This is a genomic window from Salinispora goodfellowii (assembly GCF_059570675.1).
Map to the genome: position 1 here is coordinate 1 of NZ_JCANTD010000024.1, position 26541 is coordinate 26541.

Here is a 26541-nt window from a genome sequence, read left to right on the forward strand (position 1 = left end):
CGGATAGGGCGGGAACGGCTACGGCAGATCCTGCACCGGCACCGGATCACCTTCCAGCGGACCAAGACATGGAAGGAGTCCACCGACCCGCAGCGCGATGCCAAACTCGCCCGGATCGAGTACGTGAGCAGCCACTTCCCGCAGCGGGTGTTCGCCTTCGACGAGTTCGGACCCCTCGTGATCCGCCCGCAGGCCGGCACCGGGTGGGCATCCGCCGGCCGTCCGCGCCGGCTGCCGGCGAACTACCACAAGCTGCACGGCGTCCGGCAGTTCCACGGCTGCTACTCCGTCGGCGATGACCAGCTTTGGGGCGTAGTCCGACGCCGCAAGAGCGCCGCGAACACCCTCGCCGCGCTCACATCGATCCGCGCCGCCCGACCGGACGGGGCACCGATCTACGTCATCCTGGACAACCTGTCCGCGCACAAAGGCCACAAGATCCGTACGTGGGCGGCCCGCAACAAGGTCGAGCTGTGCTTCACCCCGACCTACGCCTCCTGGGCCAACCCGATCGAGGCACAGTTCGGGCCGCTGCGCACCTTCGTCATCGCCGGCTCCAACCACCCCAACCACCCCACGCTGACCCGAAAACTGCAGGCCTACCTACGCTGGCGCAACGCCAACGCCCGCCACCCCGACGTCCTAGCCGCCCAACGCCGAGAACGCGCCCGCATCCGCAGCGAACGACAACGACGCTGGGGCCAACCAGCTACCCGCGCAGCCTGACCACAACACCCCGAACGTTCGTGGTCACGGCACTAGCTGTCGTCCCGGACGTGCAGGACGACCGCCGACACGTCGGGGCCACCCTGCACAAGCGCGGAAGCAATCAACCGGTCCACCGCCTGCTGCGGAGTTGCTGCGGCCGCCAAGGTCGCATGCAGGTGCTCCGGCGAGACGTTAGAGCTGAGTCCGTCCGAACAGAGCAGGATCCGATCGCCGGAAGTCAGCGCCAACACGGTGATGTCCGGTGACCGGCCACCCGGATGGCCATCCAGGAAACGCGTCAGCTTGTCCGAAAGACGGGGCACCTCGGCAGCGCCGGCGACCAGGTTCCGGTACAGGTGATCCTCGGTGACCTGGATGGTGTGCCCCCGCTGTGGGCCCGTTGCCGGCAGGAGATAGGCCCGAGAGTCACCGACATTGGCCAGGGCGGCCGCCGTACCGGCACTGAGCAGCGCGACCAGGGTGGTACCCATACCCGCAAGGCTCGGTTCGGCGGCGACCCGGTGCCGCACCGCATTGTTCGCCGCCTGTACCGCCTCTCCCAGCACCACCGGCAGCGCACTTGGGTCCACCTTCCGGTCAGATCGCCGCACTGCCTCGATCACGGTGGCGCTGGCGACATCGCCGGCACCATGGTTGCCGAGACCATCGGCGACCGCGAACAGACACCGCCCCACGTGAATGGTGTCCTCGTTGAGTCGTCGACCGAGCCCCACGTGACAGCTCCCCGCAACATCGATGCGCAGACTCACCGTTCTGGGCCATCCTCCGCGCGCACGTTGATCACCTCAGGCCACGGCTCCCGCGCCGACCCGTCACGACGCAGGAGGTGAATGGTCTCGACCCGGTCACCGGCGACAACGCACTCGGTCACCTCGATCGGCTCACCGTCGCCACCAGAAACACCCACCCGGATGATCTCCAACACCGGAAGGCTCACCGCGACCTCCAACAGGGCGGCCTCCCGCGTACTGGGCATCCGCGCGCGGTGGATCTCCATCCAGGTGATCGGCCAGTGACCTCCGGCCTCCAGTCGGTGCTGCCAACCGCCCGACCCGGCGGCAGGGGAGTCCAGCCCGGGCACGGCGGCTGCCCGCGGATGGATCCAGGAGGTTGTGACCTGGAAGGGCGGCTCCGCCTCGGGGCCGCTGACCTGGAACCGGCGCATCACCCCAGTACCGGGCTCCACCTTGAGCAGCTCGGCGATACGCGAATCGGTGAGGGGTGCAACAGCCACCACCGGCGCGATGTGCTCCCGCCACACCTCCGGACGGGTAGCCGGCGGGAAGGAGTAACCGACGGCAGCGGCGTTCCGCTTCACCAGATCCCCCCGGGGCCGGCGTGGGCGGGCCGTTCCGTACCGCACGATGCCCCCCAAACCAGAACCAAGCCGTCCACTACTTCTTCTACACCCGGCAGCCGGCCGAGGTGACCGAACGCGGATTATCCGATGGCTTGACGGAAGCGGTCCGCCAGGCTGGAGAGACGGTCGACCGGTTCGTTGGCGAACACGATCCGCAGGTAGCGTCCGCCGCTGGGTCCCCAGCCATCCATCGCCGTGGCCGCCACCTTTGCCCGATCGAACAAGAGCCCCGCCAGCTCGGCAGGCGTCATCCCCAGGGGCCGGGTATCCACGAGCAGCGACCAACCACCATGCGGCCGAACGATCGGATAGCCCGAAAGCTGCTGCAGGACCGTATCGCAGCGCTGCTGCCATTGCTGGGTGGCGGCGGTGACATCGGCCTCGGCGTCGGGCGCGTCGAGCGCGGCGGCCACCGCCCCCTGCGCCAGCCCAACCTGGCAGACCACATTGGTCAGACCCACAAGCTTGATGTCGGCGAGAATCGCGGCCGGGGCCACCACCCACCCGACCCGCCAGCCGATCAGCCGCAGTTCCTTCGACGCCGAACCAACGGTGATGGTGCGCCCGGCGAGGCCAGCATGAGCTGCTGGATGGCTGGGGCGGAGGCCGTCGAAACGGATCCGCTCCATGGCCGCGTCGTAGATCAGCCAGGCATTGTGCCGCGCACAGACAGCAGCCAACGCGGACCAGTGCTCGGCGGTCAGGACCAGCCCGGAGGGCATGGCCGGGCCCATCATCAGCACCGCGGCGGTGTTGGGTCCAACCGCGCCGGCGAGGTGTTCCGGATCCACCACCCAGCCCTCCGGCGTGGGCTTGGCGGGCACGAAGCACGGCACCCCACCGGCGAGCCGGACCCGATTGACCAGGCCGGCGTAGATGGGGTCAACCAACACCACCTCCTGACCCGGCTCCACGGTCGCCAGCAGGGTGTTCAGGATGCCGTTCAGTCCACCGGCCACGCTGACGCACTCGGTGTCGGGGTCGTACCGTCGGCCAGCGATGCGCGACACGTGAGCTGCGGCGGCCGCGCGCAGGGAACGCTGCCCCTGGAATGGTAGGTAGCTGTTGGCCGCGTCGTCGTCGATCGCGGCCCGGGTCGCGGCGACCGCCACGGCCGGTGGTTTCAGGTCGGTGTCCAGATTCTCCAGCCGAAGAAAGTCCGGGTCGGCTACCGCGTCCGCGGCGTCGCCGACCAGGTCAACGCCGATGCCTGGAATGTCGCGTAGGCGGCTGACGGTCATGTGACACTCCTCAACGTCCCACTCCGTTCGTTTTGCTGGCACGAATGTAGCACTAAAGTGGTACGCATGGATCTGGCGCGTACGGTCGGCTCGAATGTGCACCGGCTACGAAACACTGCTGGCATGTCCCTGGCCGACCTGGCCGCAGCCGGCGACCTCAGCAAATCCACCCTGCACAGCATCGAGCAGGGGCACGGCAATCCCACCCTCAGCACCATGTGGGCCCTGGCCACAGCACTGCGGGTGTCGCTCGGCGAACTACTGGAGACACCCGCCTCCAACGCCGATGTCGTACGCGCCGAGGACCAACAGCCACGCGTCAGTGGAGACGCGGTCAGCGCCCGCCTACTCCACCGCATCCACCTGCGGGGTACCGTGGAGGTCTACGACATCGAGGTGGCTCAGGCTACCCAGCACTCGCCCGCACACCTGCCCGGCGTGCAGGAGTGCATCATCCTCACCCACGGAAGCATCACCACCGGCCCTGCCGACGCCACCGCCACCCTGGCCGAACACGACTCCATCCGGTTCGGCGCCAACCGCCCACACCAGTACCAGGGCCATGAGCAGCGCAACCGGGCGGTCCTACTCATGTTGCACCCCGAACCCTGACGGCCCACGCCACGCCAACACCCAACGATATCTCTCAATCATGTCACTACTTCGTAAGATTTGCATTAATCGATACGAGTAGTGTCGGCGAAGGGATCAACAAGGGAGGCGGCAATGCGTCGGTACGCGACCGAACTCATCGGAACATACTTCCTGCTCCTGACGATCGGCCTGGCCGTCACCACGATGAACGCCCTGGCGCCAGTGGCAATAGGCGGAATTCTCATGGTCATGATTTACGCCGGAGGGCACATCTCCGGGGCCCACTTCAACCCCGCCGTAACGCTGGCTGTGCTCATCCGTGGCCGCATCAAGAGAGCCGACGCCGGAGGGTACATCCTGGCTCAACTCCTCGGTGGCCTGGCCGGAGCGGTGACCAGCCAACTCATCCTCGACAACGCAAAGCCGACAGCGCTGTCACCGGCAGGGCGCGAGATCTGGATGGCACTGGCGGTAGAAGCCCTCTTCACCTTCGCCCTCGCCTACGTGGTGCTCAACGTCGCCACCAGCCGCAGCCACCCGGACAACTCCTTCTATGGCCTGGCAATCGGGGGCACCGTCCTGGTAGGGGTGGTCACGGTCGGTGGAATCTCCGGCGCGGCATTCAACCCGGCAGTCGCCTTCGGCGGCGCCGCCATCGGCCTCTTCGCCTGGTCAGCGATCTGGATCCACCTACTTGCCCAAGCCGTTGGCGCGACGCTCGCGGCGATGGTCTTCCTCGCCCTCAACGAGGAAGACCGCAAGCCCGTCTGACACCGGCGCGGCTGGCCCCTTCAGCACCACGGGCCAGCCGCCGCCTCACGTCGACAACAACTCCGCCAGCACCCGATGGGTGCGATTCGAACGCACCGCCGCCCGCTGCTGACCCGCCGTCACCTCAATGTATGCCTGCGAAGACGCCAGCGACACATGCCCCAGTAGCCGCATGATCTCCGCCGCGCTCGCACCATCCTCAGCCAGCCGCGTCGCGAACGTGTGCCGCAGCGCGTGCAGCCGTGCCCCCTGCGGCACCCGGTCGCCGATTCCCGCCCGCCGAAAGCAGGAGTCCACCAGATACTGCAACCCACCCCGGCGCAGCGGACCCCCGCGCCGATCCAACAGCAACGGCGCGTCCGGACGCACACTGCGGGAACCGAACCGGCGACGGCAACTATCCAGATAGTCCGCTAGCACCTGGTTCAACTCCGGCTCCACCGGCACCACCCGTGGCCGCCCACCCTTACCGGCCACATCAAGCCGCCGCTCGCCGGCCCGCCCCGCCAGGGATGCCACCCGAAGTGCCAGCATCTCGGCCATCCGCAACCCGCCGCACAACGCGAGCGCCAACACCGCCAGGTCCCGCTGCGGCCAGGGGTCTCGCTGCCGGCCGTTGACCTGGGCCACGGCCGTCAACAACTGCTCAGGAGTGTCCGTTCCGCGCAGTGGTTTGGGCCGGGGTAGGGGCGCTCGAGGACGTCCCACCGCTGGCATCGGGTTACCAGCGACAACTCCGTCCGCCACCAGGAACACGAAGAAGCTGTTCCAGGTGGACCAGGCGCGATGCACCGACGCGGCGGAGCGGGTGGCGGCAAAGCGGGCGAACGCCGACCGCAGCGTGCGGGAGTGAAGCGCCGTCAACGGCAGGTCATCCAAGGGTAGGGGAGGGGTGTGTGTGCCGGCGGCGATGCTCGCCACCGTGCGCAGGTCCCGCCGGTACGCCGCCACGGTGTGCGGAGAGGGTTTGCGGGTTGCGCGATCAGTCAGGAACTCCTCGATCAGCCGTACTACCAGTTCACCCGACTTATCCTGCATAAGGAACATTATGCATGAAACTCGCGTTTTGGACAGCGGTGCTGCTGAGGACGCCCCTACGGGGGTTGGGTGGGAGTGCCGGGCTCACCGGCAGGCGAGGGCCGCGCGCGGAGCGATCGAAGTGCCGGGCCGTACGCGACGGCGGGAGTGTTGTGTGCGGGGCGGGGGGCGGCTGCTCGGACCACGGTGGCGCTCCAGCCCAAGGTCGCGATGCTGCCCTGCGGGGTGTAAGCCGAGGAGCCGAACAACCGCACGCGCCCTCCGTTCAGCTCGACCGCGGGTGCAAGCCTGGCGGGTTGAGCTCCGACCGGCGCATACCTGGCGGGGAGGACCCCGATCGTCGGAGGGGAGCTGTCAAGCCGCCTTACTTTACATAATGTGCATTATCGAATCTTGGCGGCTGCGGGGTCACCGGTGCGCCGACCCCGCACGTCAGAGAGCGCAGCTACGCACCAGCGCCTGAGCGGCGGCGTGCGCTCAGGCGCTGACGTAGGCGGCGAGATGCTCGCCGGTACGGGTACTCCGACTGGCGATCAGGTCGGCCGGCGTACCGTCGAAGACGATCTGACCACCGTCGTGGCCGGCGCCGGGTCCGAGGTCGATAATCCAGTCGGCGTGGGCCATCACCGCCTGGTGGTGCTCGATGACGATGACCGACCGGCCGGCGTCAACCAGCCGGTCGAGTAGGCCGAGGAGTTGTTCGACGTCGGCGAGGTGTAGGCCGGAGGTCGGCTCGTCCAGGATGTAGATCTCGCCCTTCTCGCCCATCTGGGTGGCGAGTTTCAGCCGCTGTCGTTCGCCACCGGAGAGTGTGGTGAGAGGTTGGCCGAGGCTGAGATAGCCGAGTCCGACATCGGCGAGTCGATCGAGTATCCGACGGGCGGCCGGGGTGCGGGCGTTGCCCGCGCCGAAGAACTCTCGGGCCTCGGCGACCGGCATCGCGAGCACTTCGGCGATGTTCCGGCCGCCGAGTGAGTACGCCAGTACGGAGGTCTGGAAGCGTTTGCCCTCGCACTCCTCACAGGTGGACTCGACGGAGGCCATGACGCCCAGTTCGGTGTAGATGCTGCCGGCGCCGTTGCAGGTGGGGCAGGCGCCCTCGGAGTTGGCGCTGAAAAGCGCCGGTTTGACGCCGTTGGCCTTGGCGAACGCCTTCCGGATCGGGTCGAGTAGGCCGGTGTAGGTGGCCGGGTTGCTGCGTCGGGAGCCGCGGATGGCGCTCTGGTCGATCATGATCACGCCGTCGCGGCCGGCGACGGATCCGTGGATCAGGGAGCTCTTGCCGGAGCCGGCGACGCCGGTGAGGACGCAGAGCACGCCGAGTGGGAGGTCAACGTCGACGTCGCGGAGGTTGTGCGTGGTCGCGCCCCGGATTGGCAGGGTGCCGGTGGGGGTGCGTACCGATGGTTTGAGGGCGGCACGGTCGTCCAGGTGTCGGCCGGTGGTGGTGGTGCTGTGGCGTAGGCCGTCCAGGGTGCCTTCGAAGCAGACGGTGCCGCCGGCGGCACCGGCACCGGGGCCGAGGTCGACGATGTGGTCGGCGATGGCGATGGTTTCTGGTTTGTGTTCGACGACGAGGACGGTGTTGCCCTTGTCTCGTAGGCGTAGTAGCAGGTCGTTCATGCGTCGGATGTCGTGCGGGTGTAGGCCGATGGTGGGCTCGTCGAAGACGTAGGTGACGTCGGTGAGTGCGGAGCCGAGGTGGCGGATCATTTTGGTGCGTTGGGCCTCTCCCCCGGACAGCGTTCCGGTGGGTCGGTCGAGGGAGAGGTAGCCGAGGCCGATCTCGGTGAAGGAGTCGAGGAGGTGGCGTATTCCGGTCAGGAGTGGGGCCACGGTCGGTTCGTCGAGCTCTCGCAGCCAGCTGGCCAGGTCGCTAATCTGCATGCGGCACAGGTCGGCGATGCTCCTGCTGTTGATCTTGGAGGAGCGGGCTTCGATGCTCAGTCGGGTGCCGTCGCACTCGGGGCAGGTGGTGAAGGTGATGGCGCGCTGCACGAAGGCGCGCAGGTGTGGTTGGAGCGAGTCGACGTCCTTGGAGAGCATGGATTTCTGGATGCTCGGGATCAGACCGGTGTAGGTGAGGTTGATGCCGTCGATCTTGACTTTGGTGGGTTCCCGGTGGAGGAGGTCGTGTAGCTCCTGCTGGTTGTACTTGCCGATGGGCTTGTCGGGGTCGAAAAAGCCGCAGCCGCGCAGGATGCGGCCGTACCAGCCCTCCATGCTGTAGCCGGGGATGGTCAGCGCGCCTTCGTTGAGGGTGCGGGTGTCGTCGTAGAGGGCGGTCAGGTTGAAGTCGGTGACCGCACCCATGCCCTCGCAGCGGGGGCACATGCCGCCGACGCGGGTGAAGCTGACCTTTTCGGTCTTCGTGCGGGCCGCGCCGCGCTCGAGGGTGACCGCGCCGCTGGCGGTCACCGAGGGGACGTTGAAGGAGTACGCGTTGGGTGAGCCGAGGTGTGGTTGGCCGAGTCGGCTGAACAGGATGCGGAGCATGGCGTTGGCGTCGGTGGCGGTGCCGACGGTGGAGCGTGGGTTGGCGCCCATTCGTTCTTGGTCGACGATGATGGCCGTGGTCAGGCCTTCGAGGAGGTCGACCTCGGGTCGGGACAGCGATGGCATGAATCCCTGCACGAAGGCGCTGTAGGTTTCGTTGATCATCCGCTGGGACTCGGCGGCGATGGTGGCGAAGACCAGGGAGCTTTTGCCGGAGCCGGAGACGCCGGTGAAGACCGTGAGTCGGCGTTTGGGTATGTCGACGCTGATGTCTTTGAGGTTGTTCTCGCGGGCGCCGTGAACGCGGATCAGGTCGTGGCTGTCGGCGACGTGCGGCCCGGGTGGTTGGTGTGCCGGGCTGGTGGCCGTGCTCATCGGGTCTCCTGGTCGGGTGTGCCGGTTGGGTCTGGGGGCGGTGGCTCCGGTTGCTGTGGGTTGGGCTGGTGGTGGGTCAGAGGCCGCCGCTGACGCGGAGGATGGTGCCGGTGGTGTAGCTGGCGTCGGGGCCGAGGAGCCAGGCGATGGCGGCGGCGACCTCGTCGGGTTCGCCGGCGCGTCCGAGTGGGATGCGGGCGGCGGCCTGGTCGGGTCGGTCGGGCTGGCCGGATTGGATGTGGATGTCGGTGCGGATGATGCCGGGGGCGACGGCGTTGACGCGGATGCCGCGGGGGGCGAGTTCTTTGGCCAGGCCGAGGGTGAGGGTGTCGGTGCCGGCTTTGACGGCGGCGTAGTGGACGTATTCGCCGGGTGAGCCGAGGGTGGCGGCGGCGGAGGAGATGTTGACGATGGAGCCACCGGCGGGCATCCGGCGGGCGGCCTGCTGGGCGGCGAGGATGTAGCCGATGAGGTTGACGTCGACGACGTGGCGTAGGTCGGTGGGGTCGAGGTCGACGAAGGGGCCGATGGGGCTGGTGACGCCGGCGTTGTTGACCAGGCCGGTGAGGTCGCCGAGGTCGGCGGCGGCGGTGAACAGGGTGGCGAGTTGGTCGGGGTCGCGGGTGTCGGCGGGGACGGCGTTGGCGGCGGTGTGGTCGCGTTGGTAGGAGAAGGCGATGTGGTGGCCGGCGTGGGCGAGGCGGCGGGCGGTGGCGGCGCCGATTCCGCGGCTACCACCGGTGATGACGGTGACGGGGTTCAAGGGGGCCTCTCCTGGTGTGGGCGGGTGTGTGGCGAGGCTACCTCGGGGGTGTGATGGGGTGGCGCACCTTGGTGGGGCGGCGGCTGGTATCAAGTACTGCTGTCGGACAGGTGTACGGAAGAGGGGGTGTGATGTCGGGGCAGGGTTTGTCCACCGAGGAGGTGGCGGGTATCCGGGAGGCGGTTGCCGCGGGCCGGAAGCCGAAGGTGGTGTTTACCGCGTCGGCGGGGCAGATTGCGGGGCAGGTCGGTCAGGTCGTGGCGTTGACCGACCCGGCGGTTTCTGACGAGTTCGTGGTGGTGCGGTTCGGGCGGGACGAGTTGCCCTTCTCCCCCGTTGATGTGGCGGTGGCGCCGCGGGGGGCGGGGCGGAAGGTGCCGTCGGCGGAGCGGCCGGCTGGGGAGCCGGCGGCGGAGCCGGAGTTCGTGTTGGACACGCCGGCGCCGCCGGCGCCGGCCGCGGAGGGTTCTTCTGCCCGGCCGCCGGAGTCGGCGAAGCCGGCGCGGCGGGGGGCGAAGCCGGTGAAGGCGGCGAAGGCGAAGGGGCCGGCGGGGCTGACGGTGACGTTGGCGTACGGCGAGGGTGAGTGGACGGTGGCGGCGCAGCAGGGGGCGAAGGTGCTCGCCAAGCCGTATGTGGTGAAGCCGGCGGAGGCCCTGCGGATGGTCGGGCTGGTGGATGTGTCGGGGGTGCAGGAGGCGGTGGAGCAGATCCTCGCCGCGGAGCGGGCCGAGGCGGAGCAGCAGGCGGAGAAGCTGCGTTCGGAGTTGGCGGAGGTGGAGGCGCGGCTGGCGGAGCTGCGGGAGGCGGGCTGAGCGCCACAAAGACTGTCGCCCGCCTCCCCGGGTTTTCGGGAGGCGGGCGACAGTCTTTGTGGTAGCGCGTGGGGTCAGTGTTGCGGGATGTGGGCCACGCCGATGCGCTTACGGAAGACCCAGTAGGTCCAGCCCTGGTAGGCCAGCACGATCGGGGTGAAGATCACCGCCACCCAGGTCATGATTTTCAGGGTGTAGGGGGTGGAGGCGGCGTTGGTGGCGGTCAGGGTGCCGGCGGCGTCCAGGGTGGATGGCAGCACGTTCGGGAACAGGGCGGTGAACAGGGTCGCCACGGCCAGGCCGATCGCGGCGGCGGTGCCGATGAAGGCCCATCCTTCCCGGCGGGCGTAGGCGGCGGCGAGGCCGCCGAGCAGGGCCACGGCGGCGGCGACGGCGAGGGCGATGGCGGCCGTGTTGGCGCGGATGGTCAGGCTCCAGGTGAGGAACGCGACGGCGAGTACGGCGGTGGCGACGCCGACGCGGACGGCGAGGGCGGCGGCCCGGTCCCGGATGTCGCCGACGGTTTTGAGGGCGATGAACACGGCGCCGTGGGTGAGGAACAGGGCGCCGGTGGTGGCGCCGCCGAGGAGCGCGTAGGGGTTGAGGAGGTTGAAGAATCCGCCGGCGTATTCGTGGTCGGCGGTGAGGGGTACACCGCGCAGGATGTTGGCGAATGCGACTCCCCACAGGATGGCGGGGAGTAGGGATCCGAAGAAGATGGCGTGGTCCCAGCGGCGTTTCCAGGATGCTTCGGGGCGCTTGTTGCGGTATTCGAAGGCGACGCCGCGGGCGATCAGGGCGAGCAGGATGAGTAGTAGCGGGAGGTAGAAGCCGGAGAAGAGGGTGGCGTACCACTCGGGGAAGGCGGCGAACATGGCGCCGCCGGCGGTGAGTAGCCAGACCTCGTTGCCGTCCCAGACCGGGCCGATGGTGTTGATCAGGACGCGGCGTTCGCGGTCGTCGCGGCCGAGGACCGGTAGGAGCATGCCGACGCCGAAGTCGAAGCCCTCGAGGATGAAGTAGCCGGTGAACAGTACGGCGACGAGGAGAAACCAGATGGTGGTGAGTTCCATGTGGGGGCTCCGCAGATCAGTAGGCGAAGGCGAGCGGGCGCTCGGCGTCGTCGGTGTCGTCGGGTTCGGGGTCGGGGGTCAGGTCGGGTACGCCGGCCTTGGCGTAGCGGATGAGGAGTTTGCATTCGATGACGGCGAGGCCGGCGTAGATGAGGGTGAAGGCGGTGAACGAGGTGAGGACTTCGGCCATCGACACGCTTCGGGAGACGCCGTCGCGGGTGAGCATTTCGCCGAAGACGATCCAGGGCTGGCGGCCCATCTCGGTGAAGATCCAGCCGAAGGAGTTCGCGGCGAGGGGTAGGAGGGGCATGATCAGGCCGGCGCGGAGTAGCCAGCGGCTGGTGGGGGTGCGGCCCTTGCGTTGGCTCCAGAGCACCAGGAGGGCGATCGCGGCGGCGGCCAGCCCGAAGCCGATCATGAGGCGGAAGCTCCAGTAGGTGATCGGGATGATCGGGGTGTAGCTGCCGGCGCCGTACTGGGCGGTGTATTGGGCTTGGAGGTCGTTGATGCCGCGCACGGTGCCGTTGGGATCGCCGGTGCTCAGGTAGGACAGCAGGTAGGGGATTTTCAGGGCGAAGAGTTCGCGGCTGCCGTCGAGGCTGCCGACGGTGAGTACGGAGAAGGAGGCGGGGTTCTCGGTGTCGTAGAGGCCTTCGGCGGCGGCCATCTTCATGGGCTGGACCTGGGTCATGATCTTGCCTTGGATGTCGCCGGTGATCATGACGGCGGTGGCGGAGATCAGGGTGACCCAGGATCCGAACTTGGCGGCGAACCGGTAGGCCGGGGTGTCCGTGGAGTCCGGTCTGCGGATCAGGTGCCACAGGGCGACGGCGACGAGGAGGGAGCCGGCTACGAGGAAGGCGCCGGCGATGGTGTGCGGGAAGGTGATCAGGGCGACCTTGTTGGTCAGGACGGCGACGAAGTCGGTCAGTTCGGCGCGTCCGGTGTCGGGGTTGATCTGGTAGCCGACGGGGTTTTGCATGAACGAGTTCGCGGCGAGGATGAAGTAGGCCGACAGGTTGGTGCCGATGGCGGCGGCCCAGATGGTGGCCAGGTGTAGGCGTTTGGGTAGCCGGTCCCAGCCGAAGATCCAGAGGCCGATGAAGGTGGATTCGAGGAAGAAGGCGACCAGGGCTTCGATGGCCAGGGGGGCGCCGAAGATGTCGCCGACGAAGCGGGAGTAGTCGCTCCAGTTCATGCCGAACTGGAATTCCTGCACGATGCCGGTGACCACGCCCATCGCGAAGTTGATCAGGAAGAGTTTGCCGTAGAACTTGGTTAGTTTGAGGTATTTCTCGTCGCCGGTGCGGTGCCACAGCGTTTGCAGGATGGCGACCAGGATGGACAGGCCGATGGTTAGTGGCACGAACAGGAAGTGGTAGACGGTGGTGACACCGAACTGCCAACGGGCGACGTCTAACGCGTCCACCTGTGACCCCCAGATCTACGGACTTACTACGAAGCGTAGTAGATACTACAGTCGGTCGTAGAAGAATTCTCAGGGGCGGGGGGCCCGAGGCCCCAGGACCAACGGCCTCGCCCCTCGGGGTCCACGGCCCGCTGGGTGCGCACTCGTGCGATCATGAAGCGCTGATGGAGACTGGGCACCCCGAATGGCGAGCGCCGCTGCTCTGGCGTACCGCCCAACCGCTCGCTCGCGTTGTGGTCGGCGCCCTGGCCCGGCTGGAGGTGGCCGACGAGATTCCGAGGCGCCTGCGCCCCGGCCCCCTGCTGCTGGCCGCCAACCACATCAGCCCGTTCGACCCGATCGTGCTCGCCGCCGCCTGCCACTCGGTGGGGATCGCGCCGCAGATCATGGCCACCGGCGGGCTGTTCCGCGCCCCGTTGGTCGGTGCCGCCATGCGGCACGCCGGGCACATCCGGGTCGACCGGGGTGCCAGCACCGTGGGCGAGGCGATGACGGTGGCCGCCGACGCCCTGGCTGGCGGCGCGGTCATCCTGGTCTATCCGGAAGGCCGTATCGGCCTGGATCCGGGGCTCTGGCCCGAGCGGGGCAAGACCGGCGTCGCCCGGCTCGCCCTGCGCTGCGGTGTGCCCGTGATCCCGGTCGCGCAGTGGGGCGCCCACGAGGTGCTCCCCTACCGGACCCCGAAAGGGCTGGTCCGCGCGCTCGCCCGCACCGTCACCCACCGGCGGGTGGTCCGGGTGGGCTTCGGTGCCCCGGTCGACCTCACCGACCTGACGCCCGACACACCCGGCGGGGCCCGCCGCGCCACCGACCGGATCATCGACGCGATCACCGCCACGCTGGCCCCGCTCCGGCCCGACGAACCCGACCGGCCCCGCCACGTCGATCCCGGGCGGCCGGTCGACACCAGCCGCTCCCACCGTCGGAGCTGACACCCACCACTTTCGGGCTGTCGCCCACTACCTGACGACCGTGTTGGCCGGCATACTTCTCGGCGTGCTGACCGGCTCCTGCCCCTACCTCGACACGCCAGCGCCGCTGGCATTCGCCCACCGTGGTGGCGCCGCCGACGGCGACGAGAACACGGCCGCGGCATTTGCCCGCGCCATCGACTTGGGCTACCGGTACGTCGAGACCGATGTGCACGCCACCGCCGACGGCGTCGCGGTGGTCTGCCACGACCCCACGCTGCACCGGGTGACCGGCTCCCCCGGGCGAATCGCCGAGCTGCGGTGGGCCGACCTGGCGACGGTGCGCGTCGGCGGGGCCTCCGTCGTGCCCCGCCTGGACGAGGTGCTGTACGCCTGGCCGCAGGTTCGGTTCAACGTCGACGTCAAGGCCGGTTCCGGCGTCGAACCGGCGGTGGCCGCCGTCGAGCGCGCCGACGCCGGAGCTCGGGTGCTGTTGGCCTCCTTCAGCGACGCGCGGCTGGCCCGGATCCGGACGCTGACCCAGGGCCGGATCGCCACCAGCCTCGGCGTACGAGGGGTGGCGCGGCTACGGGTGGCGTCGTTGACCGGCCGGCGGGTGCGGCTGCCGGAGTCGGTGGTCGCCGCGCAGGTGCCGGTGCGGTACGGGCGGCTGCGGGTCACCGACCGCCGGTTTCTGGCCTACTGTCACCGCCTCGGGCTGCAGGTGCATGTCTGGACCATTGACGAACCCGCCGAGATGCACGAGTTACTGGACCTCGGGGTGGATGGCATCATGACCGATCACGTGGGCGTGCTGCGCGAGGTCTACCGCAGCCGCGGCCACTGGGCCGTCTGATTCACGGATAGATCCAGGACATGTCCGCCACCGCCATCGTTGACGACACTCCCCCCACCCCGCGCAGCAGCCGTCGGGAACGCACCGGTTGGTACTTCTACGACTGGGCGAACTCGGCGTTCCAGACCACCGTCATCACCGTGTTCCTCGGTCCGTTCCTCACCACCGTGGCGGAACAGGCGGCCGGCTGTGAGCTCGGCGCGGACAGCTGCGTCGGGTACGTGTACCCGCTGGGGATCAAGGTCGCCGTGGGGTCGTACTACCCGTATCTGATCTCACTGTCGGTGCTGCTCACCGTCTTCGTGTTGCCGGTTGTTGGCGCGCTCGCCGACCGGACGCGGCACAAGAAACGGCTACTCGCCGCCGCGGCCTACGTCGGTGCCGGTGCGACTGTCGCGATGGCCTTCGTCACCGGGGAGCGGTACCTGCTCGGCGGGGCGCTGTTCCTGGTCGCCAACATCGCCTTCGGCGCCGCGATCGTGGTCTACAACTCCTTCCTGCCGCAGCTGGGTGGGCCCGACGACCGGGACGGCATCTCGAGCCGGGGATGGGCGCTGGGGTACCTCGGCGGGGGTCTGTTGCTGGCGCTCAACCTGGCCGTGGTCACCGCGTTCACCGAGGAGGGAAACCCGCAGCGCACCCTGGACCTGGCCCGCTGGTCGATCGTTTCGGCCGGGGTGTGGTGGGCCGCGTTCACTCTGGTGCCGCTGCGCTGGCTCCGCGAGCATCCCACCGCCGCGGCGCTGACCGCCGGCGGCAACGTGCTCACCGATGGTTTCCGGCAGCTCGGGCGCACCCTGCGCCAGCTGCGGGCGTATCCGTTGACGTTGTTCTTCCTGCTGGCGTTCCTGGTCTACAACGACGGCATCGCAACGGTTGTCACCCTGTCCAGCCAGTACGGCACCGAAGAGCTACGGCTGACGCAGAGCACCCTGATCATCACTATTCTGTTGGTGCAGTTCCTGGCCTTCGGTGGCGCGCTGCTGCTCGGCGCGCTCGCCCGGCGGATCGGCGCGTGGAAGACGGTCCTGTTGAGCCTGGTGCTGTGGATCGCGGTGGTGATTGCCGCGTTCCGGCTGCCCGCCGAGGCGCCGCTGCCGTTCATGGCGCTCGGCGCGGCCATCGGGCTGGTGCTCGGTGGTAGCCAGGCGTTGAGCCGGTCGTTGTTCAGCCAGCTCATCCCCGCCGGTAAGGAGGGTGAGTACTACGGCTTCTACGAGATCAGCGACCGGGGTACCAGCTGGCTCGGTCCGCTCGCCTTCGGGCTGGTGTTCCAGCTGACCAACTCCTACCGGGTGGGCCTGGTCTCGCTGTTGATCTTCTTCGTGGTCGGGTTTGTGCTGCTGCTGGCGGTACCGATGCGGCGGGCGATCGTGGCCGCGGGGAACCGGCCGCCGCGGGTGCTGTGAGCCGGTCGATTGCTGCCGCCGCTGCCGCGGGGTTGATGGGCTAGGCTGCCGGACCGTGACCGACCGCACCCCCGCCGATTCCACCCACCGCTCCCCCGCGTCCGGGCTGCCCGTGCGCGCCGGCACGCAGGGGCGGCCGTTGCACGCGGCGGCGCTGCGGTTCTACTGGGGTCCGATGGACTGCGGCAAGTCCACCATGGCGTTGCAGATGAACTACAACCACGCCCGGCAGGGTCGGCGGGGCCTGGTCACCACCCGCATCGACCGGTCGTTGGGCCCGCGGGTGACCACCCGCGTCGGGTTGGCGCATGAGGCGATGGAGGTCGCTGCCGAGCTGGATCTGCGCGCGCTGGTCCGCGGCCGGCGGGCCGGGGGGGTCGGGGTCGACTACCTGATCTGCGACGAGGCCAGTTTCTACCAGGTCGAGCAGGTGGAGCAGCTGGCCGAGTTGGTTGACGCCGACGATGTTGACGTCTACGCGTTCGGCCTGGCGACCGACTTCCGGTCCCGGATGTTCCCGGCCGCGCGGCGGCTGTTCGAGTTGGCGGACTCGGTGGCCCGGATCCAGGTGGAGGTGCTCTGCTGGTGTGGGCGGGAGGGGCTGCTCAACGCCCGCGTGGTCAACGGGCGGGTGGCGCGGGAGGGCGCGCAGGTGGTTGTCGGCGACACGGCCGAGACCGCCCAGGTGCGCTACCAGGTGCTCTGCCGGCGCCACCACCGTGCCGGCGAGTTGGGGCCGGCCACGTCCGGCTGACCGGATTCGGCCCCGGGGCCGGTGGGTCGTCCCCGGGGCCGGTGGGTCAGTACGGGTCGCCGCAGACCCGCCAGCCGCCGTCCTCGGTGATGATGGAGAGGTCCCGCTGTTCGGTGGTGCCGCTGTCGCGGGTCAGCCGTACGGTGACGGTGCCCTGTGGTCGGCCGCGGCGGCTGGTGACCGCGACGTCGACGATCTCGTAGTCCGCTACGGTCGGCGGGGTTCGTACCCAGCTACTGAAGCCGATCTTGCTCCACCGGCTGCGGGAGTCGGCGCAGAGCTGTTCGTAGGCGGCGGCGGTGTCCCCGGTGGTGAGCTGTCGCAGGAAGCCGTCGGCGGTGAGCCGTACCGGCCCGGCGGCGCGGGTCACCGCCTGCAGGTTCCATGCGGCCAGCCCGGCGACACCCACACAGCAGAGCAGGACCATCGCGCCCGCGACGACTAGGCCGGTCCGGAGCGGCCGTCGCGGCTGCGACGGCCGAATCCACGGCGGCTCGGCGTTCACACCCTTCGACGGTAGAGACCTGCCCCCGGGCGATGGTGCGGAATACCGCGACGCCCCGGCGGAAGTATTTCCATAATTACGGTATGCGTATTGCCGTTGTCGGGGTGGGCCGGATGGGCGCCATCCACGCCGCCAATCTTCGCCGCCACGCCGATGTCACCTCGTTGGTGGTCGCCGACTCCGACCAGCAGCGTGCCCAGAAGGTGGCGCATCGCCTCGAAGTCAGCGCGGCCTCGGTTGACGAGGTGTTCACCTCTTCGACGGAGGCGGTCGTCATCGCCGCCAACACCGCCGCGCACGCCGAGTTGATCGGGCGGGCGGCACGGGCGGGTCTGCCGGTGTTCTGCGAGAAGCCCGTCGCGGCGGACCTGTCCGAGTCGATACAGACCGTGCACGACGTGCAGGCCGAGGGCGGGACGTTGCAGATCGGCCTCATGCGTCGGTTCGACGCGGGCTTTCAGGCCGGCCGGGCGATGGTGCGGTCGGGGCGGCTCGGCCGGTTGCACACTATTCGTTCGGTTGGCGCGGAGCCCGACCCCCCACCGGCCACCTACCTGTCGGCCTCGGGTGGGATCTTCTGGGACGCGCTGATCCACGACTTCGACCTGCTGCGGTGGATCACCGGCCGGGAGGTCGCCGAGGTGTACGCGTGTGGCTCGGACGCCGGGCCGCAGATCTTCGCCGAGCTGGGGGAACTCGACACCGCGATGGCGCTGCTGACGATGGACGACGGGACGCTCGCCGCCACCACCGCGGCCCGGTGCAACGGGGCCGGCTACGACGTGCGGATGGAGGTGTGCGGGGATGCGGACACCATCGCTATCGGGCTTGACCGGCGCACCCCGCTGACCTCTGTCGAGCCGAAGGCCACGTTCCCGTCGGCGGATCCCGTACAAAATTTCCTGGAGCGGTTCGCGCCGGCTTTCGAGGCGGAGATCGACGCCTTTCTTCAGGTTGCCCGCGGGGATCTGGAGAACCCGTGTGACGGGCGGGAGGCGGTGGAGGCGCTACGGGTGGCGGAGGCGTGCTGGCGGTCGCAGCGGGAGCGGCGACCGGTTCGGCTGACAGAGATGGTCGGTTTCTGAGGCGGTCGTGGTCGGCGTGACCTGCCGGCCCGGGGTGCCGCTCCGGGCCGGCTGGCATGGTTTCGGGCCCGGCGGGAACCAGGGTTCATGCCCCGATCCTGGAAGTGGGAGGCGCAGGTTTCCCGGCCCGTCGAGTGGAGGACCGCACTGTACGACGGGTTGCTGGAGCTCACGCCGCGCAGCGACCCGGAGCTTTTCGGCGATCTGAGCCACTCCCGGCGACGCTTCGTAGCGGTCGACGAGAGTGCGTGGGGGGTGTACCAGAAGGAGATCACCTCGCTGCTGGACCGCTACCGACTCGAGTGGAACAACCCGCCCAGTCTGCTGCCGGGGGGTGAGGACGCCAAAACCCGTGAGAGCGCAAACCGGATCTCTGATGAGATGAACGCCTTCGGCGTTGCCCGATTCGACGAACCGCCGATCGCTATCGGCGGCGGCGTGCTGCACGACGTGTTCGGTATGGTGGCGGGCGAATACCGGCGGGGCGTGTCATGGGACTTCATCGGCACCACCCTCGTGGCGGCCATTGATTCGATGTTCGCCCTGAAGTGCGGCGTGAGCGCGGGATGGAAGAACCGGGCCGGTCTGTACCATCCCGCTCGGTTGTCGATGACCGATGCTCGCTTCTTCCAGACGTTGCCGCCGCACCAGATCAGGGACGGCTTCGCGGAGATTATCAAGATCGCTGTCGCCGGAGACTGTGCCCTGTTCCGGCTACTCGAGGAGGACGGACCACGGGTCGCCGAGGAGCGTTTCCGCAGCTACGACGGCCCTTCCGAGGAGATCCTCCACCGGTCGATCTCGTGGATGCTGCGGGAGCTGAAACGCAACCCGTTCGAGCGCGAGACGGCCCGGGCCAGCTACCTCGGGCACAACATCTCGCCAGGGCTTGAGCCCACCGTGACGCACGGCCACGCGGTGGCCTTGGACATCGCCTGGACTGGCATGATCGCCTGGCGGCGGGGGCTGATCGGGCGTTTCGTCCGTGACCGGATCCTGCGCCTGATCCGCTCATTCGGCCTGGACGTGTGGCATCCCGCGATGGCCGACACGGACCGGCTGGTGGCTGCCCTGTCCGACGCCGCCCGACACCGTGGTGGCCAGCAGCTCATCCCGACGCCGGATCGCGTCGGTCGGGTGACCTACCTGGGGGATGTCACGACCGACGAGCTGCGGCGCGCCGTCGAGGACCAACACCAGTGGGAATCAGACGGCCTGCGGTCGGATGGCGCGAAGGACGGTGGTCGGCCATGAGTCCGTCGGGCGGTCTGGACCACCGGATCCAGGTTGGTTCGTCCCCGGACGCCTGGGGAGTGTGGTACGCGAACGATCCACGGCAGGTTCCGTGGCCACGCTTCCTGGACGAGGTGGCCCGGGCCGGGTTTGAGTGGATCGAACTCGGCCCGTATGGGTATCTGCCGACCGACCCGACCCGACTCGCCGGCGAAACCGCCCTCCGTGGCCTGCGGGTCGCCGCGGCGACGCTGTTCACGTCCCTGCACCGGGGGCACAGCGGCTGGCAGGAGACTTGGCCCCGGGTAGCGGCGACCGCAGCGCTCGTGCGGGCAGTGGGCGGGTCGTGCCTCGTGATCAACTCGGGCTACTGGCGCGACCCGTGGACTGGCGAGTCCATCGAGGAACCACACCTCACCGCGGCGCAGTGGCGGGACCTCACCGTGTTGACCGACCGGCTCGCCCGACAGGTCCACGACTCTTTCGGGTTACGCGTCATGCTCCACCCGCACGCCTACACCCACATCGATAGCGAGGCGGCGGTCGCCCGCTTCCTCGACGCGACGGATCCGGACCTGGTCTCCCTCTGTCTGGACGTGGGGCACTACGCCTATTGGGGCGGAGACAGCGTGAAGCTGCTCGACACCTGTGGCGAGCGCGTCGGCCACCTACACCTCAAGCAGGTCGATCCGGTGGTGCTCGCCGACGTTGTCGCCAAGGATGAGCCGTTCGCCACCGCGGTGGCCCGGGGGGTGTGGTGCGAGCCGCCGAACGGGCTCCCCGCGCTGGAACCGGTGCTGGCCGCCGCGCGACGACTCGACACCGACATGTTCGCCATCGTCGAGCAGGACCTTTATCCCTGCCCCGCCGACAAGCCCTTCCCTATCGCGGAACGGACTCGCCAACTCCTGCGCTCCTACGGATTGTGATGTGATCGGCACATGCAGTGCCATGTGTTCACCAATCCGCAGCAGGGGGCGAGCTACGACGAGGTCGCCGTCACCGCTAGGGCGGTGGAGGAGCTCGGGCTCGACGGCTTCTTCCGCTCGGATCACTTCCTGGCGATGGAAGGTGCCGCGGGACTGCCCGGTCCCACAGACACCTGGGTGACCTTGGGCGCGCTGGCCCGGGAGACCCGACGCATCCGGCTCGGGTCGTTGATGACCTCGGCGACGTTCCGGCAGCCGGGGTTGTTGGCGGTCACGGTCGCCCAGGTCGACCAGATGAGCAACGGGCGGGTCGACTTCGGGTTCGGCACCGGATGGCACGAGCCGGAACACTGCGCCTATGGCGTCCCCTACCCTGCCCTCGGCGAACGGTTCGACCGATTCGAGGAGCAACTGGACATCGTCACCGGCTTGTGGGACACCCCGCCGGGCGAGCTGTTCACCCATCCCGGGCGGTACTACCGGTTGACCAACGCGCCGGGCCTACCGAAACCTGTCCAGCGGCGTCCTCCGATCATCATCGGCGGCACCGGACCGACGAGGACACCGCGCCTAGCGGCCCGCTACGCCGACGAGTTCAACTTTGCCTTCCCGACCCGGACGGAGATCGCGGAGCAGGGCGCGCGGGTGGACGCGGCCTGCGAGAAGGCCGGTCGGGTGCCGTCGAGTCTTCGCCGCTCGGCTGTTGTCCTGCTCGTCTGTGGCCGGGACTCCGCCGAGGTGGCCCGGCGAGCGGAACCGGTCGGTGGGCTGTTCACCGCGCAGATGATGGAGCACGGGCTGGTCGGTTCCCCGACGCAGGTGGTCGACCGGATCGGGGAGTTGGCCGAGGCGGGCATCAGCCGGCTCTATCTGCAGACGCCACACCAGTTCGACGTCGATCACCTGGCGTACTTCAGTCACCACATCCTGCCGCAGCTGGACTGACCGGTGCCGGCGGACACGGTGCGCCGTGGCCGGCGGTTCAGCCGCGGCGCCGGGAGCGGGCCGCCCAGATCGCGTACGCCGGGTCCCGGTCGAGGTTGTGCCGGTCGCGGTCATAGCGGCGGGTGGTACGCGGGTCGGCGTGCCCCATCGCGTCCTGCACGTCCTCCAACGGCACGCCCTCGGCGCGGGCGGTGGTGGCGAAGGAGTGCCGCAGCGAGTGCGGCGACAGCCGCGCCCACCCCGGGATACCGGCCTCCCGGGCCAGTCGGCGGACCAGCCGGAACACGGAGTGCCGGTCCAGCCGGGCTCCGGTCGAGGTCACCAGCAGCGGACCGGTCAACCGGTGCACCGGCACCCCCGCGGCGCTGGCCCGCAGCGCCAGGTATGCCTGCACCGCCGCCGAAACGCTCGGGGTCAGGGCCCGCCGCCGGGCCCGGCCGCCCTTACCGGTGAAGCGGACACTGTGGTGGCCGCGCTCGGTGCCCAGGTCACCGACGTCCAACGACACCAGTTCGCCGACCCGCAGCCCGAGGTCGACCAGGAGCGCCACGGCGACCCGGTTCCGGGCCGCAGTCGGGCCGGTGGCGCTGTCGGCGACGGTGAGTAGCGCGTTGACCTCCTCCGGGGTGAGCCCGACGGTCGCCGAGTGGTCGCGGTCAAGGTGGGGGCGATCCGCTCCGGTGACCGGATTGGTCTCGACGGCCCGTAGCTTGACCAGAAAGTCGTACCAGCTGGACAGGGCGGAGAGTTTACGGGCAACCGTGGCGGGCGTGAGCGGCTTACCGCTGCGGACGTTCGGCAGCGATTCCAACCACCGGGCGTACGCGTTGACGTGCAGGAAGGTGGCTCGCAGCGGGTCGGCGTCGGCGTCGGCGCACCAGCCGAGCCAGCCGGCGACATCCCGCCGGTAGGCGGCTCGGGTGTGTTCGCTGAGCCGGCGGTTGGCCAGCCACGCCTCGGTGAAGTCAGCCGCGCCGATGGGCAGCACCGGCGTCGGTGTCGAGCGGTGCCGCACCGGCACCTCTGAGGAGAGCATGTGCGAAAGGTTCTCAGGATGGAAGGGGTGACGGTCGGAGGCGCGCCCGCAGGAGCACCGCGGTCACCGCCGCGAGGCTGAGTGTGGCGACCGCGGCGAACGCGGTCAGGGTCGCCAGGTCGGGGTGCAGGACTGACTGGCCCCGGCTGGCCTGCCAGCTGAGCACCGTGAAGACACCGGTACCGCCGAGGGCGGCGGCGGAGACGAGGTCGGCGCGGGTCCGCTCGTCGCGCAACCAGGGCCGGCGGGCCGCGGCGGCGCCCAGGACCACGGTGAGCAGCAGCAGCCCCTGGATGGCGTGCATTCCCACGAAGTGCGGAACCCGCAGGTCCCCACCGGTCGTACTCCACCGGGTGACCGGCATTCCGTTGCCGTCGGGGTCGCCGATGCCATGCGCGCCGATCAGGGACACCTGCTGGCCGTTGGCGTCGGCCACCACCCGCGGCGCCTGCCCCGAGCTACTCAGCCACAGGGCCACGACCATGCTGGCGACCGCCAGGCCCAGCCCGGCTCGCAGCGCCCGGGTCAGCGCCCGGTCTCCGACGCGCTGGACCAGCAGCAGGATCGCCACGAAGAAGGTGGTCAGCAGCAGTGGCATGATGCCGACGGAGAACAACGCCTGTACGGTGCGGGCCACCGGGTCGGTGTTGTCGTTGAAGTGGCTGAAGGTGCCGTTGGCGGCGGCGTAGGCGACGGCCCCGACATCCAGCACCCCGGCGAACGCGAAGACCGTACCGAGCCACCAGCCGATGCGTCGGCCCCGGCGGAGCTTGCCGAGCAGCCACGCCAACACGAGGGCGTGTACGCCCATGGCGAACCCGAACTTCAACGGTTTCAGCCAGACCGGCTCGCCGACGAGGTGCCGGTCGTCAAACAGCAGGCCACCGACGGACACCACGGCAATGGTGAACATGAATACCGCGTTCGCGAGCAGCGGCCGATGCCACTCGGTCTGCCCGCGGTGCGGTGCGGTGCTGATACCCATGCGTCGCTCCGTCCAGCCGGCGCGCACCCGGTCCGATGCCGGATGCGCTTTGAGCGTCCTCGAACGCGCTGCGCGGCACCATCCTGCAGGCCACCGGCCGGGCCGGGGGTTAGCCCTCCTTCTGCGGACCCGGTTCGGGAGCGGTCATCGCAGCTGGGGTGATCGGGGTCGGCGGGTGCGGTACAGGAGGGCGGCGCCGGTGAGGATGAGCAGGGCGGCGGCGCCGAGCAGGCGGGGCAGGCTGGCCCCGGTGATGGGTAGGTCGGGATCCGTGGGGTCGGCGACGGTGATGGTGGTGGCCGCGGACTGGCCGTGGGGGCAGGCGGTGGTGCTGGTGTAGTCGGCGGTGATGGTGTGGGTTCCGGCGGGGAGCCGGGTGGTGTGGGTGGCGGTGTTGGTGGTGTCCAGGGGCACGGTGGCGAGGTCGGTGTTGGTGGTGCGGAAGGTGATGCTGCCGGTGGGCGCTGCGATCTCGCAGGTGACGCTGGCGGTGAGGGTGACGTCCTGATCGGTGGTCGGGTCCGCCGGCGAGATGCGCAGGGTGGTGGTGGAGCTGGCCTCCGCGGCAACCAGGGCCAGGCTGTGGTCGTCGCCGACGGCGACGGCGGTGATCGGGGTGCCGGCGGGCAGGCTGACCGCGACCGGCTCGCTGCTGTCGGTGGTGGTCCCGTTGCCCAGCTGGCCTTCGTTGTTTCTGCTCCAGGCGAGGGCGGTGGCGGTGGTGGTCAGCGCCACGGCGTGGTCGCGGTGGATGGCGACAGCGGTGAGCGTGGCGCCGGCGGGCACTCGGACGGCGACCGGGGTGCTGCTGCCGGTGGTGCTCCCGTCGCCGAGCTGGCCTTGGCCGTTGTCGCCCCAGGCGAGGGCGCCGCCAGCGGCGGTTAACGCCAGGCTGTGGTCGGCGCCGGAGACAACGTCGGTGGCGGTGGTGCCGGCGGGCAGGCTGACGGCGACGGGGACGCTGCTGTCGCTGGTACTCCCATCGCCGAGCTGACCGAAGGAGTTCGCACCCCAGGCGTAGAAGACGGTGCCGGTGGAGGTCAGGGCCAGACTGTGGAAGTCTCCGGCGGCGACAGCGGTGACCGTGGGCAGCTTTACGGTGATCGGGGTGCTGCTGCCGGTGGTGCTCCCGTCCCCCAGCTGGCCGAAGGCATTGCTACCCCAGGCGAGGGTGGTGCCGGTGGAGGTGACGGCCAGGCTGTGGCCGAGGCCGCCGGCGACGGCGGTGACGGTGGTGCCCGCGGGTAGCCGCACCGCGACCGGACTGCTGCGGTCGGTGGTGCTCCCGTCGCCGAGCTGACCGACGCTGTTGCTGCCCCAGGCGAACACCGTACCGGTGGCGGTGATCGCCAGGCTGTGGCCGGTGCCAGCGGCGACGGCGGTGACGGTGGTGCCCGCGGGTAGCCGCACCGCGACCGGACTGCTGCGGTCGGTGGTGCTCCCGTCGCCGAGCTGACCGAAGGTGTTACCACCCCAGGCGAGCACCGTGCCGGCGGAGGTCAGGGCCAGGCTGTGGGTGTCACTGCCGGCGATGGCGGTGACCGTCGTGCCCGCGGGTAGCCGCACCGCGACCGGGGTGCGGCTACTGGCGGTGGTCCCGTTGCCGAACTGGCCGAAGGAGTTGTCGCCCCAGGCCAGGATGGTGTCCGCCGCGACGGCCGCGGTTGGCGTGCGCTGGGCGCCCGCCGGCAGCGCCCCGGTTGCCTGGGTAACCGTCACCACCAGCGTGAGGCAGAACCCCCCGGCCAGCACGCGTGCCGCCCAGTGCGCGCCAGCGCCGTGACGATTCCACGGACGAGTTCCCTGCATCGTGCACACCTCCGAGCGGACAAGTGCCCGTCAATGGGACAGAGGTCATTATTGACCACCTATCACTCGGATGGCGGCAGGAACATGCGCCAAACAGAACCCCGCCCTGGTAGCCGGGCCGCAGCGTCACCGGCGCCGGGTACGGGCCAACACGCGGACCAGGATGAGCATCGCGGTGGCCTGCGCGGCGGCGACCGCCGCGAAGAGCCCGGCCCGGGAAGAGTCATACAGGGCGCCGGCGGCGACGCCGCCGACGAGCGCACCGGCGGCCTGCACGGCGGCGAAAACGCCGTACGCGGTGCCCCGGCGAGCCCGGGGCACCAGGTCGGCCACGAATGCCTTCACGGTGGAATCCTGCACCCCCAGCGCGGCGCCCCACACCAGGACCCCGCCGGCGGCCACCGCCAGGCCCGAGGTGAACGCCAACGGGGGCACCACGGCTACCAGTACGGGCAGGACCAGCAGAACCCGCGCGCCGATGCGGTCGTAGGCCGCACCGGTGGCGAGCGCGGCCACGGCCGCCGCCGCCATCGCCGCCGCATACAGCAGCGGCACCCCCGCCGCCGGTACCAGACCGGTCTGTGCCAGGTGGAAACCGATCAACCCGAAGGTCATCAGTCCCGCGGTGCACAGGGCGCAGGCCACCGCGAACCATCTGAAGGATGCCGGCAGTGCGGCCCGCCGGGCGGGGTCATCGCGCTCGTCCCGGTTGCCGACGGCAACGTCACGCGGGTACGCGATGCCGGCGCGGCGGCGCAGGAGTACGAGCAGGACCAGCGCCAGCGCCCCCGGCACCGCCAGCCCGGCCAGCCCCGGCCACAGGAGCCCACCGGCGGCCGTGGTGAGTGCTGCCAGCAGCAGCGGGCCGGCGAACGCCCCGACCTGGTCCAGGGCCTTGTGGACGCCCATCCCACGGCCCATCCCGACCGCGCCGGCGGCGTCCGCCAGCAGCACCGACTTCGCCGGTGACCGCACGGCCTTACCCAGCCGCTCAACCACGATCAACACCGCGGCCGCCACCAACCCCGCGGCACCCAACCACGGGGTCACCGCCAGCAGCGGCACGCACACCGCCGTCAGCGCGTACCCAACGGTCGTCAACGTCCAGTAGCGGCGGGTCCGGTCGGCCAGCGGCCCCGACACCAGCCGCAGCGCCAGCGCGGCCGCCTCTCCAGCACCAGTGATCAAGCCGACGACCAGCGCGGAGGCACCCAACGATGCCAGTAGGGGCCCGTACACCGACCGGGCGCCCTCGTACACCATGTCGGCGGCCAGGCTCACCACACCGAAGCCGATCACCGTCCGCCACGGCGACCAGCTCGGCGACGGCGCTCGATCAGGGTGGTCCGCCGGGCCACGCGCCGCCGACGGGGAGTCAGTAGTTTGCACGGCCTCACCTC

Annotated in this window: 25 protein-coding genes; 12 read left to right on the forward strand and 13 right to left on the reverse strand. The window is 69.6% G+C overall.

Translation table 11 applies throughout. From position 1 onward, the window contains the following. Positions 1–726 (forward strand): IS630 family transposase (locus T398_RS19645; protein ID WP_496448902.1); only part of this gene is annotated, 726 nt, incomplete at its 5' end. A 32-nt stretch (positions 727–758) separates the two neighbouring features. Here the strand turns inward: T398_RS19645 and T398_RS19650 are convergent. From T398_RS19650 to T398_RS19660, 3 genes are all read right to left on the reverse strand, one after another. Beyond that, positions 759–1478, reverse strand: a complete 720-nt coding sequence (locus T398_RS19650) for a PP2C family protein-serine/threonine phosphatase (RefSeq protein WP_496448905.1) — start codon at positions 1476–1478, stop codon at positions 759–761. Further along, positions 1475–2047 (reverse strand): UTRA domain-containing protein, encoded by a 573-nt coding sequence (locus tag T398_RS19655; RefSeq protein ID WP_496448907.1) that lies wholly within the window; start codon positions 2045–2047, stop codon positions 1475–1477. Before T398_RS19655 ends, T398_RS19650 begins: the two co-directional genes overlap by 4 nt. Positions 2048–2169: 122 nt before the next feature. Continuing rightward, on the reverse strand, positions 2170–3330 hold the full coding sequence (locus T398_RS19660; protein WP_496448909.1) for a pyridoxal phosphate-dependent aminotransferase: 1161 nt from the start codon (positions 3328–3330) through the stop codon (positions 2170–2172). 66 nt (positions 3331–3396) lie between these two features. Between T398_RS19660 and T398_RS19665 the strand changes: the two genes are divergently transcribed. Together T398_RS19665 and T398_RS19670 are read left to right on the forward strand one after the other, a co-directional pair. After that, positions 3397–3942 carry a helix-turn-helix domain-containing protein gene (locus T398_RS19665; protein WP_496448910.1) on the forward strand — a complete coding sequence of 182 codons (546 nt, stop codon included), beginning with the start codon at positions 3397–3399 and terminating at the stop codon, positions 3940–3942. A gap of 114 nt (positions 3943–4056) precedes the next feature. Continuing rightward, positions 4057–4695, forward strand: coding sequence for an MIP/aquaporin family protein (locus tag T398_RS19670; RefSeq protein ID WP_496448912.1), 639 nt, complete (start codon positions 4057–4059; stop codon positions 4693–4695). 45 nt (positions 4696–4740) lie between these two features. On the opposite strand, the gene T398_RS19675 is transcribed toward T398_RS19670, so the two are convergent. The 3 genes from T398_RS19675 to T398_RS19685 form a co-directional block, all read right to left on the reverse strand. Next, positions 4741–5733: a tyrosine-type recombinase/integrase gene (locus T398_RS19675; protein WP_496448914.1), complete on the reverse strand. Its 993-nt coding sequence runs from the start codon at positions 5731–5733 to the stop codon at positions 4741–4743. A 477-nt stretch (positions 5734–6210) separates the two neighbouring features. Further along, complete coding sequence (locus T398_RS19680) at positions 6211–8604, reverse strand: ATP-binding cassette domain-containing protein (RefSeq protein WP_496448916.1); 2394 nt, start codon at positions 8602–8604, stop codon at positions 6211–6213. Between the two features lie 76 nt (positions 8605–8680). Then, entirely contained in the window at positions 8681–9367 is a 687-nt protein-coding gene (locus tag T398_RS19685; RefSeq protein ID WP_496448917.1) for an SDR family NAD(P)-dependent oxidoreductase, read from the reverse strand. A gap of 131 nt (positions 9368–9498) precedes the next feature. Here T398_RS19685 and T398_RS19690 point away from each other — a divergent pair, with 131 nt between their 5' ends. After that, entirely contained in the window at positions 9499–10182 is a 684-nt protein-coding gene (locus T398_RS19690) for a hypothetical protein (protein WP_496448919.1), read from the forward strand. Between the two features lie 74 nt (positions 10183–10256). Here the strand turns inward: T398_RS19690 and cydB are convergent, their stop codons facing one another. Both cydB and T398_RS19700 read right to left on the reverse strand, forming a co-directional pair. Further along, a complete protein-coding gene (gene cydB, locus T398_RS19695) occupies positions 10257–11255 on the reverse strand; it encodes a cytochrome d ubiquinol oxidase subunit II (protein ID WP_496430870.1) in 999 nt (332 codons plus the stop codon). A 16-nt stretch (positions 11256–11271) separates the two neighbouring features. After that, a complete protein-coding gene (locus T398_RS19700; RefSeq protein WP_496448921.1) occupies positions 11272–12684 on the reverse strand; it encodes a cytochrome ubiquinol oxidase subunit I in 1413 nt (470 codons plus the stop codon). Between the two features lie 164 nt (positions 12685–12848). Here T398_RS19700 and T398_RS19705 point away from each other — a divergent pair, with 164 nt between their 5' ends. The 4 genes from T398_RS19705 (at position 12849) to T398_RS19720 (ending at position 16614) form a co-directional block, all read left to right on the forward strand. Further along, positions 12849–13616 (forward strand): lysophospholipid acyltransferase family protein, encoded by a 768-nt coding sequence (locus T398_RS19705; protein WP_496448923.1) that lies wholly within the window; start codon positions 12849–12851, stop codon positions 13614–13616. 64 nt (positions 13617–13680) lie between these two features. Next, positions 13681–14451: a glycerophosphodiester phosphodiesterase family protein gene (locus T398_RS19710; protein WP_496448925.1), complete on the forward strand. Its 771-nt coding sequence runs from the start codon at positions 13681–13683 to the stop codon at positions 14449–14451. Between the two features lie 20 nt (positions 14452–14471). Next, a complete protein-coding gene (locus T398_RS19715; protein ID WP_496448927.1) occupies positions 14472–15860 on the forward strand; it encodes an MFS transporter in 1389 nt (462 codons plus the stop codon). 55 nt (positions 15861–15915) lie between these two features. Further along, positions 15916–16614, forward strand: coding sequence for a thymidine kinase (locus tag T398_RS19720; RefSeq protein WP_496448929.1), 699 nt, complete (start codon positions 15916–15918; stop codon positions 16612–16614). Between the two features lie 46 nt (positions 16615–16660). Here T398_RS19720 and T398_RS19725 read toward each other — a convergent pair whose 3' ends face one another. Further along, positions 16661–17119, reverse strand: a complete 459-nt coding sequence (locus T398_RS19725; protein ID WP_496448931.1) for an Rv0361 family membrane protein — start codon at positions 17117–17119, stop codon at positions 16661–16663. Positions 17120–17202: 83 nt separating this feature from the next. On the opposite strand from T398_RS19725, the gene T398_RS19730 reads away from it, so the two are divergent. The 4 genes from T398_RS19730 (at position 17203) to T398_RS19745 (ending at position 21311) form a co-directional block, all read left to right on the forward strand. Beyond that, entirely contained in the window at positions 17203–18204 is a 1002-nt protein-coding gene (locus T398_RS19730) for a Gfo/Idh/MocA family oxidoreductase (RefSeq protein WP_496448933.1), read from the forward strand. Positions 18205–18291: 87 nt separating this feature from the next. After that, positions 18292–19458 carry a 3-dehydroquinate synthase family protein gene (locus tag T398_RS19735; RefSeq protein WP_496448934.1) on the forward strand — a complete coding sequence of 389 codons (1167 nt, stop codon included), beginning with the start codon at positions 18292–18294 and terminating at the stop codon, positions 19456–19458. Then, positions 19455–20366, forward strand: a complete 912-nt coding sequence (locus T398_RS19740) for a sugar phosphate isomerase/epimerase family protein (RefSeq protein ID WP_496448935.1) — start codon at positions 19455–19457, stop codon at positions 20364–20366. The genes T398_RS19735 and T398_RS19740 overlap by 4 nt, the downstream gene beginning before the upstream one ends. Before the next feature lie 12 nt (positions 20367–20378). Next, positions 20379–21311 (forward strand): LLM class F420-dependent oxidoreductase, encoded by a 933-nt coding sequence (locus T398_RS19745; protein ID WP_496448937.1) that lies wholly within the window; start codon positions 20379–20381, stop codon positions 21309–21311. 37 nt (positions 21312–21348) lie between these two features. On the opposite strand, the gene T398_RS19750 is transcribed toward T398_RS19745, so the two are convergent. The 4 genes from T398_RS19750 to T398_RS19765 all read right to left on the reverse strand — a co-directional run bounded on the left by T398_RS19750 (position 21349) and on the right by T398_RS19765 (position 26440). Further along, positions 21349–22347 (reverse strand): tyrosine-type recombinase/integrase, encoded by a 999-nt coding sequence (locus T398_RS19750; protein ID WP_496448939.1) that lies wholly within the window; start codon positions 22345–22347, stop codon positions 21349–21351. 13 nt (positions 22348–22360) lie between these two features. Then, entirely contained in the window at positions 22361–23332 is a 972-nt protein-coding gene (locus T398_RS19755) for a hypothetical protein (protein ID WP_496448941.1), read from the reverse strand. 144 nt (positions 23333–23476) lie between these two features. Then, a complete protein-coding gene (locus T398_RS19760; protein WP_496448942.1) occupies positions 23477–25141 on the reverse strand; it encodes an RCC1 domain-containing protein in 1665 nt (554 codons plus the stop codon). A 126-nt stretch (positions 25142–25267) separates the two neighbouring features. After that, on the reverse strand, positions 25268–26440 hold the full coding sequence (locus T398_RS19765) for an MFS transporter (RefSeq protein ID WP_496449024.1): 1173 nt from the start codon (positions 26438–26440) through the stop codon (positions 25268–25270). Positions 26441–26541: the final 101 nt, after the last annotated feature.